Raw genomic sequence first — 12,246 nt, 5'->3', positions numbered from 1 at the left:
ACCGTTCCCGTCTTCCGGCCCGCCGCGGGCGGCGCGGCTCGCGTTCGGAGAGGTGGCCGATGAACGAACCCGCCGCGGCGATGAACGTCGGGGTCTTCATCCCGATCGGCAACAACGGCTGGCTGATCTCGGAGAACGCGCCGCAATACAAGCCGAGCTTCGCCCTCAACAAGGCGGTCACGCTGAAGGCCGAGGGCTACGGGCTCGACTTCGCCCTGTCGATGATCAAGCTGCGCGGCTTCGGCGGCAAGACCGAGTTCTGGGACCACAACCTCGAATCGTTCACGCTGATGGCCGGGCTCGCCGCCGTCACCTCCAAGATCAAGCTCTACGCCACGGCGCCGGCCCTGTGCTTCCCGCCCGCGATCACCGCGCGGATGGCCGCCACCATCGACTCGATCTCCGGCGGGCGCTTCGGGCTCAACCTGATCACCGGCTGGCAGAAGCCGGAATATTCGCAGATGGGCCTCTGGCCCGGCGACGCGTTCTTCGCCGACCGGTACCGGTACCTCTCCGAATACGCGCAAATCCTGCGCGAGCTCTGGGAGACAGGGCGCAGCGACCTCAAGGGCACGTACTTCCAGATGGACGATTGCCGCCTGAGCCCGCGACCGCAGGCGCCGATGAAGCTGATCTGCGCCGGCCAGAGCGAGGCCGGCATGGCCTTCACCGCCACCTACGCCGACTACAATTTCTGCTTCGGCAAGGGTGTGAACACCCCCACCGCCTTCGCGCCGACCGTCGCGCGCCTCGAGGCCGCCAAGGCGAAGACCGGTCGCGACGTGTCCTCCTACGTGCTGTTCATGGTGATCTCGGACGAGACCGACGGCGCCGCCCACGCCAAGTGGGAGCACTACAAGGCGGGGGCGGACCAGGAGGCCATCGCCTGGCTCGGCGTGCAGGGCGCGGCCGACACCAAGTCGGGCGCCGACACCAACGTGCGCCAGATGGCCGACCCGACCTCGGCGGTGAACATCAACATGGGCACCCTCGTCGGCTCGTTCGAGAGCGTGGCGCGGATGCTCGACGACGTGATGACCGTGCCCGGCACCGGCGGGGTGCTGCTGGTGTTCGACGACTTCCTGAAAGGGCTCGACGATTTCGGGCAGAAGATCCAGCCGCTGATGCGGACCCGCCGGCACGTCGCTTCGGCGGCGCCCCTGTCCGAGGTCGCGTGATGGAGGCGCCCGCCGGATACCGCGACCCGGCTGGCCGCTTCGGCGGCGTGACGCTGCCGGCGCGCCCCGAGCCGATCGCCTTCGCGCCCGAGGCGACCGCGCTCATCGTCGTGGACATGCAGAACGCCTACGCGACCAAGGGCGGCTACCTGGATCTGGCCGGCTTCGACGTCTCGCAGACCGGTCCGGTGATCGGCCGCATCGCCGCCGCGGTCGCCGCCGCGCGGGCGGCCGGCATCGTCGTGCTGTGGTTCCAGAACGGATGGGACGCGGACTACGTCGAGGCCGGGGGGCCGGGCTCGCCGAACTGGCACAAGTCGAACGCGCTGAAGACGATGCGGCGGCAGCCGGGGCTGAACAGCCGGCTGCTCACCCGCGGCACCTGGGATTACGATCTGGTCGACGCGCTCGAGCCGCAGCCCGGCGACATCGTCATGGGCAAGCCCCGCTACAGCGGCTTCTACAACACCGCGCTCGACAGCACCCTGCGGGCGCGGGGCATCCGCACGCTGGTCTTCACCGGCATCGCCACCAACGTCTGCGTGGAATCGACCCTGCGCGACGGGTTCTTCCTCGAATATTTCGGCATCGTGCTCGCCGACGCCACCCACCAGGCCGGCCCGCCGAGCCTGCAGGAGGGCGCGCTCCTCAACATCGAGACCTTCTTCGGCTGGGTCTCGGACGTGGCCGCCTTCGAGACCGCCCTGGCGGCCAGGGACGCCATTGCCGCCGAATAGACCCGAACACAGAGTCCCAAAGAAATGCCCAAGACCGTCGTGATCCCGCCCGGCACCGGCAAGCCGCTGGCGCCCTACGTCCCCGGAACGCTTGCGGACGGCGTGCTCTACGTCTCCGGCACCCTGCCGCTCGACGCCGACGCCAACGTCGTCCACGTGGGCGACGCCGCCGCCCAGACGCGCCACGTGCTGGAGACGATCAAGGGCGTCGTGACGGCCGCCGGCGGCACCATGGACGACGTGACCTTCAACCACGTCTTCCTCAAGGACTGGGCCGACTACGCCGCGATCAACGCGGTCTACGCCGAGTACTTCCCCGCCCAGAAGCCGGCGCGCTACTGCATCCAGTGCGGGCTGGTGAAGCCGGACGCCCTGGTGGAGATCGCCTCGGTGGCGCATGTCGGCCACCCGGTCGGCGCGCTCGCCGTCGACACCTCGGTCTGATGCCGGTCCACCACGACGTCGCGGGCTCCGGCGCGCGCACCGTCCTGCTCTCCCCGGGGCTCGGCGGGATGGCGGGCTACTTCGCGCCGCAGATGCCCGCTTTGGTCCCGCACTTCCGGGTCCTGACCTACGACCACCGCGGCACTGGCCGCTCGAAGGGCGCGCTCGAGCCCGGCCACGACATCGCGGCGATGGCCGAGGACGCGCTGGCCGTCCTCGACGCCACCGGCACCGAGACCGCGGACGTGGTCGGGCACGCGCTCGGCGGGCTGATCGCCCTGCAGCTGGCGCTGACCCACCCCACCCGCGTCGGGCGCATCGTCGTCGTCAACGGCTGGGACGCGATCGATTCCGCGACGCTGCGGTGCTTTTCCGCCCGCAAGGCGCTCCTGAACCAGGCCGGCCCGGAGGCCTTCGTCCGGGCGCAGGCGATCTTCCTCTATCCGGCCCCGTGGCTCTCCGAGAACGCCACGCGGGTCGCGTCGGACGAGGCGCATGCGCTGGCGCATTTCCCCGGCCCCGAGACGGTGCTCGCGCGGATCGCCGCGCTGGAGCGCTTCACGCTCGAAGGCCGGCTCGGCGCGATCCCCCACGAGACCCTGGTGATGGCGGCCCGCGACGACGTGCTGGTGCCCTATACGGCCTCCGAACGCCTCGCCGCCGGCCTCGCCAACGCCCGCCTCGACCTAGTGCCGGAGGGCGGCCACGCCCACAGCGTCACGCGGGCCGAGGCGTTCAACCGGACGCTGCTCGCCTTCCTGGGTCGAGTGCGGGTCACCGCGATGTCCGATCTTCGATGACGGCCGCACCCGTTTTCCCGGACGGGTGAAGCGTCAGCGGAACCCGATCCGGGACCCAGCGGAAAAGCGTCGCGAAGCGTCGGAAACCCTTGCGCCGTTCGTAAGCCTTGCGCCGTTCGTATCGAGCCGCTGGTGCGGCCCTTCCTTCTGCTGGTTCCCGGATCGCCTTCCGCTGACGCTCCAGGCTTCCGGGAAAACGGCGTGCCGGCGAAGGGCGTGGGCTCGACGCCCTCTCAGGCCGGCTCGAACAGCGGCACCTGACGCATCTCCGGCACCAGCACCAAGCCCTTGTCGGTGATGCGGATCTGAGGGATCACCGAGAGTGGGATCAGGTTGAAGCCCATATAGGGGATGGTGCAGCCGGCCCGCTCCCAGGCGACCTTGAGGGCGCGGACCTCCTCGGCGACGGCGCCGACCCGCTTGTCCGAGAGTAGGCCGGCCACCGGCAGCGGCACCATCGCGACGACCGCGCCGTCCTCGACGACGCAGACCCCGCCCTGATGCGCCGCGACGGCCTCGACCGCGACGCGCATGTCGGCCTCGTTCAGCCCGGCGACGATCAGGTTGTGCGAATCGTGGCCGACGCTGCTCGCCACCGCGCCCCGCTTCATCCCGAAGGCCCGCAGCAGCCCGTGCCGTGTGGCCGCCGAATCCGTGCCGCTCCACCACGGCGACGTGGCACAGGTCGTGTCCCGCGAGCGTCGCCGCCCAGTCCCCAGCGGGGTTCAGGGCCACGCGCTCGTGCATGAGCTCGATGCCCGGCAGCGTCGTGCGGATCGCGTTGACCGTGCAGGGCGCCGCCGGCAGCGCCGGGACCAGCGCCGGCACCGGGTCGGGCAGATGGACGGTGGCGTAGGCCCGGGCCGGGTAGCGGTAGGGACGCGACAGGGCCGCGTCGAGGCGGGGTGTCACCGTGCGGTTCTCGACCACCAGCTCGCCGCCGTACCAGGTCGATTGCGGCACGAGGTCGTCGTCCAGCAGAACGAGGTCGGCCCGGCGGCCGCCGCCGAGGCCTCCGATCTCGCCGTCGAGGCCGTAGCGGGTCGCGGGGTGCAGCGAGCCCATCGACCAGGCCGCGGGCTTCGGGATGCCCATCCGCACCGCCTCCCGCACCACCCAGTCGAGCCCGTAGGCGAGGAGGTCTTCCGCGTCGCGGTCGTCGGTGCAGCAGCAGACCCGCTTGCCTGCGGCACCGTAGTCGATGACCGTACCGATCGCCTTCGGCAGCGAGTGCCACGGGGTGGTGGGCGGCCCGCCGCGCAGGAAAATCCAGACGCCGGCGTCGAGCAGGTCGTCGGCGATGTCGCGGTCGATCGCCTCGTGGGTGTCGGTGACGCCGGACGCGGCGTAGGCCGCGACGAAGTCCCGGCCGTAGATGTGGCCCGAGACCGGGCGCCCGCGCGAGAGCGATGCCGCGATGATCGCGTGCGCGCGCGGGTCGCCCTCCGCGACCGCGACGAAGTCCATCTTCTCGCCCAAGCCCACGGCCTCGGGCCAGGCGTCGAACAGGGCGGCGATCTTCTCGGCGGTGAGGTCGCCGCCCGCGGTCTCCAGCTCCGGCCGCGTCGCCGGCACCGTGCTCGGCACCGTGAGGTAGATGTTGAGCGGGGCCTCGCGGGCATCCTCCAGCATCCAGGCGACGCCGTCGGCATCGAGCACGTTGCCGATCTCGTGGCTGTCGCAGACGATCGTCGTCGTGCCGTTGAGCAACGCGGCTTCCGCGTAGGCGCAGGCGGTGACCATGCTGCTCTCGATGTGCAGGTGCGGGTCGACGAGGCCCGGCGCGATCAGGCCGCCGCCCGCATCGAACCGCGCTGCGCCGCCGCGATGGCTGCCGGCGGGCTTCACCGCGGCGATGCGGCCGCCCGCGACCCAGATCTCGCGCTCGGGCAGGATGCGGTCGGAATAGGTCGAGAGTACCCGCGCGCCTGCGATCACCAGATCGGGCTCGGCCCGGCCCGACGCCACGTCGGCCAGGCGGCGCGTCATCGTCGCGAGCGGCGCGACGGAGAAGCGGTTCAGTGGGCTTTGGGACATCGGGGCTCCCGGATCGGTCTTCGGCGGATGCGGGCTACCGGGGCACGCATCGTGCCAGGGCCTTGCGGACCGGCCCGCCTCACCAGGGTCCACGGACGAGGTTACGCAGGACAATGCCCGAATTCGACCTCGCGATCCGCGGCGGCACCGTCGTCACCGCCGCCGACACGCTCCGCGCCGAGATCGGCATCCGCGACGGCCGCATCGTCACTGTCGCCGAGCGGGTGGCGGATGCCGCCCGCACTGTCGACGCGTCCGGCCTCTTGGTGCTGCCGGGCGGCATCGACAGCCACGTCCACATCGCGCAGCCCTCCGGCCCCGGCATCGTCATGGCCGACGACTTCGCCTCGGCGACCCGCGCGGCGGCGGCCGGCGGCAACACCTGCGTGATGCCGTTCGCGTTGCAGCCGCGGGGCGGGTCCCTGCGCAAGGCGGCCGAGGCCTATCGCGCGCTGGCGGAGGGGCAGTGCCACGTCGACGTGGCGATCCACCTGATCGTCTCGGACCCGACCGAGGCGGTGCTCGGCCAGGAGCTGCCGGCGCTGATCGCCGCCGGCTACACCTCGTTCAAGGTGTTCATGACTTACGACGACCTCGTCCTGAACGACCGCCAGATCCTCGACGTGTTCGACGTGGCCCGGCGCGAGGGCGCCCGCGTGATGGTCCACGCCGAGGGCTACGACGCGATCCGCTACCTCAGCGAACGCCTGGAGAAGGCCGGCGAGACCCGGCCGTTCGGTCATGCACTGTCGCGGCCGCAACTGGTCGAGCGCGAGGCGGCGCACCGGGCGATCAGCCACGCCGAGCTCGTCGACCTCGACATCGTCATCGTCCACGTCTCGGGCGAGCAGGCGATGGAGCAGATCGCGTGGGCGCAGGGGCGCGGCCTCAAGATCCACGCCGAGACCTGCCCGCAATACCTGACGCTCACGGCCGACGACATGAAGGGGATCGGCGACGACCCGATGTCGGGCGCGAAGTACGTCTGCTCGCCGCCCCCGCGGGACGCCGCGAGCCAGGCGGCGATCTGGTCCGGCCTGCAGCGCGGGGTGTTCGACGTGGTCTCCTCCGACCACTGCCCGTTCCGCTACGACGACCCCGCCGGCAAGTTGAACCCGCGCGGAAAAACCTCCTTCCGCTGGATCCCGAACGGCATCCCCGGCATCGAGACCCGGTTGCCGGTTCTGTTCTCGGAGGGCGTGTCGACGGGGCGGATCACGCTGAACCAGTTCGCCGCGCTCACCGCCACGAACCACGCCAAGCTCTACGGCCTATATCCGCGCAAAGGCTCGATCGGCCCCGGCTTCGACGCCGACCTGACCCTGTGGGACCCGAACCGCCGCGAGACGATCCGCCAAGCCGCCCTCCATCACGGCGCCGACTACACGCCCTGGGAAGGGTTCCAGGTGACCGGCTGGCCGGTGATGACCATCGCCCGCGGGCGGGTGATCGCCGAGGATGGCCGGGTGCTGTCCGAGCCGGGCCAAGGCCGCGTCCTCGACCGGAGCCTCGCACCGGGCTGAGGCTCAACGCGTGCCGACGCTCCGAAAGATCCGGTCCGGTGCGAACGGGGTCGCGGTCAGCCGCGCGCCGGTGGCGTCGCGGATCGCGTTGGCGAGCGCCGGGGCGACCGGGTTGAACGGGCTCTCGCTCATCGATTTCGCGCCGAGCGGGCCGACGCTGTCGTGGGTGTCAGCGAACAGCACCTCCGTCGCCGGCACGTCGGCGCAGGCGGGGATGTGGTAGTTGCGGAAGGTCTGCGTGGTCACGCGGCCTTCCGCGTCGAGGCGCAAGTCCTCGTAGAGCGCCGCGCCGAGCGCCTGCGCGACGCCGCCCTCGACCTGCCCGCGGCACTGCATCGGGTTGATCACCCGCCCCGCGTCGGCCGCGTGGACGCTGCGCAGGATGCGGACCTCGCCGGTGCCCGGATGCACCGCGACCCGGAACGCCTGGACGTTGAAGGCGACCGAGCGCGGCGAGCCGTCGGCCCGCCCCTCCGCTTCGAGCGGACCTTCCGCGATCAGGTCGGCCAACGCGACGCGACCGCCCGGGACGACAACATGGTCGGCCTCGAGGCGGCAGTCGGCGGGCGCGACGCCCGCCTTCGCCGCGGCCCGGGTCAGGATCGCGCGGGCCAGCGCCTCCGCGGCGTTCAGCGTCGCGCGCCCCGCCACGACGATGCCGGTGCTGCCGTAGGCGCCCGTATCGTGGCCGACTGCGTCGGTGTCGGAGGCGCGGATGCGGATGCGGTCCGGCGTGGTGCCGAGCGCCGCAGACGCGATCTGCGCATGCACGGTGGTGGTGCCGTTGCCGAATTCGGCCGTGCCGACGGAGAGGTCGTAGATGGTGCCGCCGGAAGGGGCGCCATCAACGCGACGGACCCCCTCTCCCGTGCGGGAGAGGGTTGGGGTGAGGGATGAGACCATGCCGGAGAGGTCACGCCCCTCATCCCGTCCCTCTCCCCCTGGGAGAGGGGACCCGCGATCGCTTGCGTCCCCGCGCAGCCCGATCCGCGCGTCCGAAAAATGCCCGCGCGGCGGGATCGTGTCGATCATCGCCATCGCCATGCCCTCGCCGACGCGCCAGCCCTCCGGGGCCGGGTCGCTGGAAGGCGCCGCCATCGCCCGCTCGGCGAGGTCGAGGCACTGGTCGAGGCCGTAGCTGCCGTATTCGACGTCGTGCGGTTCGAGGCTCGTCGAGACCATCGGGTCGCCGGGCCGCACCGCGTTGCGGCGGCGCATCGCGTAGGGGTCGAGGCCGAGGTCGCGGGCGAGCTCGTCCAGCGCCGATTCGACGGCGAAGATCGTCTGGCTGAGGCCGTAGCCGCGGAAGGCCCCGGCCGGCAGGGTGTGGGTGTAGACGGCGTAGCCGTCGACGCGCTTGTTCGGGCAGCGGTAGGCGCCGATCACCTCGTTGGTGCCGTGGTGGAGCACGCCGCCGGCATGGTTGCCGTAGGCGCCGGTGTTCGAGACCACGTCGAGCTGGATCGCGGTCAGCGTGCCGTCGGCCTTCGCGCCGAGCTTCACCCGGACGCGCATCGGGTGGCGGGTGGTGGTGGCGACGAACTGCTCCCGGCGGGTGAACTCCCACTTCACCGGGCGCCCGGTGCGGAGCACCGCCAGCGCGACCAGGTCCTCGGTGAGCATCTCCTGCTTACCGCCGAAGCCGCCGCCGACGCGGCCCGCCATCACCCGCACCTGCGACCGGTCGAGCCCGAACAGGGCGCAGAGCGCGTCGCGGGTCAGGAACGGCACCTGCGTGGAGGAGCGGATCACGAGGCGGCCGTCGGGATCGCGCCAGCCGATCGCGCCGTGGGTCTCGAGGTGGGCGTGCTGCACGCGCTGCGAGCGGTAGGTGCCCTCGTAGACGTGATCCGCCTCGGCGAACCCCGCCTCGACGTCGCCGACGAGGCCGTGCGCCTCGGCCGCGAGGTTCGCGCGGGCTTCTAGCGGCGGCGCGTCCGCGCCCGCCGGGACGGCGGCGTGGACGCGCGGCGCGTCGGGCCGCATCGCCTCATCCGGATCGAACACCGCCGGCAACGGCGCATAGTCGACCTTGAGCGCCCGCACGCCGGCCTCGGCCGCGGCTTCGGTCTCGGCGACCACCGCGGCGACGCGCTGGCCGACGAAGCGCACCACGTCGTCGAGCACGCGGGTGTCGGGCGCGTCGTCGGCCGGGTTCTCGTGGCGGCCGGTGGAGAAGCGCGCCTCCGGCACGTCCGCATGGGTGAAGATCGCGACGATCCCGGGCAGCGCCAGGGCAGCCGCGCGGTCGATCGCGACGATCCGCGCGTGCGGGTGCTCGGAGCGCAGCACCTTCATGTGCAGCAGGCCCGGCATCGACAGGTCGAAGGTGTAGGCGGCGCGCCCCGAGACCACGTCAGGCGCTGCGGGCGCGGGCACGCTGCGGCCGATCGGGTCGCGCAAGCTCGCCGCCTCGGCGGAGGCGATGCCGGCGATGGCGTCGCGGATGGCGCGGTAGCCGGTGCAGCGGCAGAGGTTGCCCTTCAGCGCCGTGCCGAGGTCGCGCTTCTGGCCCTGGTCGAGGGCCGCCGCCGTCATGATCATGCCCGGCGTGCAGAACCCGCACTGGAAGCCCTGCGCCGCGACGAAGGCCGCCTGCATCGGGTGCTGGGCATCGGGCGCCCGATCCAATGCCCCTTGCCCCGGCCGGCACGGGCCGGACAGGCCCTCGATGGTGGTGACCTCGCGCCCTCCGGCCCGGAACGCCGGCAGGAGGCAGCTGTGGATCGGCTCGCCGTCGAGGTGGACCGTGCAGGCGCCGCAATCGCCGGCGTCGCACCCCTTCTTGACGCCGAACCAGCCGCGCTCGCGCAGCAGGGTGCGCAGGCACTGGCCGGGGCGCGGGGCGACCTCCTCGGCGTGGCCGTTGACGACGATCCTCATGCGGCGTCCCCGAGTTCGGCTCGGATCTCCTCGGCGAGCAGGCCGGTGACGTGGCGCCGCCAGTCCGGCGCGCCGTGCACGTCGTCGTACCAGAGCGCGTCGTCGATTCCCGCGGCGATGGCGTCGGCGAGGTCGTCCGCGCCCGGCGATCTCGGGAAGGCGAGGCGCACCGGGCGGCGGGTGGCGGCCGTGACGGTGAGGGCGAACGTGCCGTCGGCGTCCCGCGTCCCGATCAGCAGGGCGCCGGAGCGGCCGTTCGGGCTGAGCGAGATCCGGCGGAAGGCCGTGCGCCGCCGTAGGGCCGCCGCCGGCATGTCGAGGCGCAGCAGGACCTCGTCCGGGGCGAGCGCGGCCGTCTGCGGCCCGAGCACGAAGTCGGCTACCGCCATGCGGCGCTCGCCGCCCGCGCCGGTGCGGATGGTGCAGACGCCGTCCAGCGCCACGCCGAGTGCGATGATCGGCCCGGCAGGCAAGGCGAGGCAGAGGTTGCCGCCGACCGTGGCCCGGTTCCAGATCTTGAACGAGCCGAGCAGCGCCCGGCAGCACTGCCCGACCAGCGGCGCGGCGATCCAGGCCCGCGGCAACTCGATGCGGTCGAGGGCGGCGATGGTGCAGGTGGCCGACAGGCTCAAAGCGGCCTCGGTCGCCGCGCTCGGCGGCAGCGCCAGGCCGGTGAGGTCGATCAGCCGGGCCAGATGCGGCTGCGGCTCAGAGAACAGCCAGGTGCCGCCGGCGAGCCATGCGTCGCCCGGGCGCCAGCCCGGCAGCGCACCGGGCTCCCGCGGCGTCAGGACGGAGGTGATCGTGTCGAGATCCATGTCGCCGTGCCCAAGCAAGTCTTCGTCCAACCGCTTGCGCGGCTGGCGTCGCACCATCACCCCTTCGCGTCGATCACGCCGCCCACGAGGTTGAGGCCGAGCAGCAGCTCGGACGGGAACGCGGTACGGATCACCGGCTCCGTTTGGATGTCGGGGACGAGGCAGGCGGCCTCCGCCCGGCGGGCGGCGACGGCCTCGGCGACCGAGACGGCGGAGAAGCGCAGCCGCGCGCCGGCCTGGGCCTGCGCCAGCCGCCCGAAGTCGGGGCCGATCACGGTCGCGATCTTCGGGTAGCCGCCGGTCGACTGGCGGTCGGCCATCAGCACGATCGGCAGGCCCTCGCCCGGCACCTGGATCGCGCCCATGGCGATGCCGTCCGAAACGATGTCGTGGCCGCGCGCATGGGTCAGGCGCGGGCCGTCGAGGAAGCAGGCCATGCGGTCGCCGCGCCCGCCGACCGTCCACAGGCCGGCGAGGAAGGCTGCGATCTGGTCCGGCGCGAAGGCGTCGTCCTGCGGTCCGAGCACGACGCGGATCACCTCCGCCGGCCGGTCGAGCCAGGGCGCGACCAGGGCCTGCGCATCGCCGGCGCCGGCGCGGGCCTCCTCGACGGCGAGCCTGTCGCCGGCCGCGAGCGCACGCCCGTCGAGCCCGCCGAGGCCGGACCGGGTGTGGGTCGCGGTCGAGCCGAGCGTCGGCGCGACGGCGACCCGGCCGCATACGGCGATGTAGCACCAGGCGCCGGCCGCGCCCGCCCGCACGGCGAGCGTCCGGCCCGGCTCCAAGGTCAGCGCGACGGACGCCGGAAGCGCCTGACCGTCGAGGGCGACGCGAAAGCCCGTGCTCGCCAGGACGAGGCCGAGTGGACCGCCCTCCGCCGCGACGGTGATGCCGCCGGTCGAGACCTCGATCGCGGTCGCGCCTTCCGGGTTGCCGGCGGCGCGGTTGGCGGTGGCGAAGGCGAGCGGGTCCATCGGCCCGGCGGCGGTGATGCCGTAGCGCAGGTATCCGTGGCGGCCGGCATCCTGGAGCGTGACGCTCGGGCCGGCGGCGAGGATCGCGAGGTGCGGGCTCACGGCGTGGCCTCCTCGGCGAAGGACTCGCGCCGGGCCACGACCTCGCCCGCGGCGGCGCGTCGTTCCAGGGCGGCATAGGTCACGGCGTCGACCGGCTCGAAGCGGATGCGGTCGCCGGCCGCGACCGGGAAGGTCTCGTCGCGCTCCGGCGCGTAGAGGCGGGCGGGCGACCGCGCGATCACGTACCAGCCGGTCGGCATCGGCACGGTCCCGACCGCGGCCAGGCCGCCGCCGACCAGCAGGGCGTTGGCCGGATGCGGCGGCCGGGGCTTGGCTCGGCGCGGCACCGCGAGCGCCTTCGGCAGGCCGCCGAGATAGGCGAAGCCCGGCGCGAACCCGTACATGTAGACCCGGTAGGTGGCGCCCGCATGCAACGCGGCCACCCGCTCCGGCGAGAGGCCGGTGAGCGCGGCGATGGCGGCGACGTCCTCGCCGCAGGGCTCGCCGTCGCTGGTCTCGGCGTAGCAGCAGGGCAGCGTCCACAGGGTCGGCGCTGCCCGGCTCGCGTTCGCGCCGTCGGCGAGCGCCATGACGCGCCCAGCCAGTGCCTCGCGGCTCAGCACCAGCGGATCGTAGTGGATCATCAGCGAGCGGTAGGTCGGCACGGTCTCGCGGACGCCTTCGGGCGGGTCGGCGCGCAACGCCGCGTCGAGCGCCAGGACCCGGTCGTTGATCGCCGGGTCGACGGTGCTTCCGAACTCGGCGACGAGGGCCGCCTCCCCGGCATCGAGCAGGCGTAGGGTCTGCACC

General features: G+C 72.8%; 9 protein-coding genes and 1 pseudogene. 5 read left to right on the top strand and 5 right to left on the bottom strand.

Annotated elements, in window-relative coordinates; genetic code table 11:
• Window positions 1-80: 80 nt before the first annotated feature.
• From rutA to rutD, 4 genes are read left to right on the top strand one after another with little or no spacing between them, the layout of a single operon-like run.
• A complete protein-coding gene (gene rutA, locus FV226_RS07440) occupies window positions 81-1,178 on the top strand; it encodes a pyrimidine utilization protein A (RefSeq protein WP_147762446.1) in 1,098 nt (365 codons plus the stop codon).
• Window positions 1,178-1,915, top strand: coding sequence for a pyrimidine utilization protein B (gene rutB, locus FV226_RS07435; RefSeq protein WP_147762397.1), 738 nt, complete (start codon window positions 1,178-1,180; stop codon window positions 1,913-1,915). Before rutA ends, rutB begins: the two co-directional genes overlap by 1 nt.
• Window positions 1,916-1,939: 24 nt before the next feature.
• Window positions 1,940-2,359 (top strand): pyrimidine utilization protein C, encoded by a 420-nt coding sequence (gene rutC / locus FV226_RS07430; protein ID WP_147762396.1) that lies wholly within the window; start codon window positions 1,940-1,942, stop codon window positions 2,357-2,359.
• The gene (rutD, locus tag FV226_RS07425; protein WP_147762395.1) at window positions 2,359-3,159 is read left to right on the top strand and encodes a pyrimidine utilization protein D; all 801 of its coding nucleotides are present in this window, start codon (window positions 2,359-2,361) and stop codon (window positions 3,157-3,159) included. The genes rutC and rutD overlap by 1 nt, the downstream gene beginning before the upstream one ends.
• Window positions 3,160-3,392: 233 nt before the next feature.
• On the opposite strand, the pseudogene FV226_RS07420 reads toward rutD, so the two are convergent.
• A pseudogene (locus FV226_RS07420) lies at window positions 3,393-5,196 on the bottom strand (adenine deaminase C-terminal domain-containing protein).
• Between the two features lie 113 nt (window positions 5,197-5,309).
• Here FV226_RS07420 and hydA point away from each other — a divergent pair.
• A complete protein-coding gene (gene hydA, locus FV226_RS07415) occupies window positions 5,310-6,719 on the top strand; it encodes a dihydropyrimidinase (RefSeq protein ID WP_147762394.1) in 1,410 nt (469 codons plus the stop codon).
• Window positions 6,720-6,722: 3 nt separating this feature from the next.
• On the opposite strand, the gene FV226_RS07410 is transcribed toward hydA, so the two are convergent.
• Genes FV226_RS07410 through FV226_RS07395 form a run of 4 tightly spaced genes read right to left on the bottom strand, consistent with a single transcriptional unit; the run spans window position 6,723 to window position 12,245 of the window.
• Window positions 6,723-9,602 (bottom strand): molybdopterin-dependent oxidoreductase, encoded by a 2,880-nt coding sequence (locus FV226_RS07410; protein ID WP_147762393.1) that lies wholly within the window; start codon window positions 9,600-9,602, stop codon window positions 6,723-6,725.
• Window positions 9,599-10,420 carry an FAD binding domain-containing protein gene (locus FV226_RS07405; RefSeq protein ID WP_147762445.1) on the bottom strand — a complete coding sequence of 274 codons (822 nt, stop codon included), beginning with the start codon at window positions 10,418-10,420 and terminating at the stop codon, window positions 9,599-9,601. Before FV226_RS07405 ends, FV226_RS07410 begins: the two co-directional genes overlap by 4 nt.
• Before the next feature lie 56 nt (window positions 10,421-10,476).
• A complete protein-coding gene (locus tag FV226_RS07400) occupies window positions 10,477-11,496 on the bottom strand; it encodes a biotin-dependent carboxyltransferase family protein (RefSeq protein WP_147762392.1) in 1,020 nt (339 codons plus the stop codon).
• A complete protein-coding gene (locus FV226_RS07395) occupies window positions 11,493-12,245 on the bottom strand; it encodes an allophanate hydrolase subunit 1 (RefSeq protein ID WP_246691521.1) in 753 nt (250 codons plus the stop codon). The genes FV226_RS07400 and FV226_RS07395 overlap by 4 nt, the downstream gene beginning before the upstream one ends.
• Between the last annotated feature and the right edge of the window lies 1 nt (window position 12,246).

Origin of the sequence: Methylobacterium sp. WL12, from assembly GCF_008039475.1 — a bacterium.
GTDB classification, from domain to species: domain Bacteria; phylum Pseudomonadota; class Alphaproteobacteria; order Rhizobiales; family Beijerinckiaceae; genus Methylobacterium; species Methylobacterium cerastii.
The sequence above is the reverse complement of the archived record's forward strand: the minus strand, read 5'-3'. Positions and strand labels throughout refer to the sequence as shown.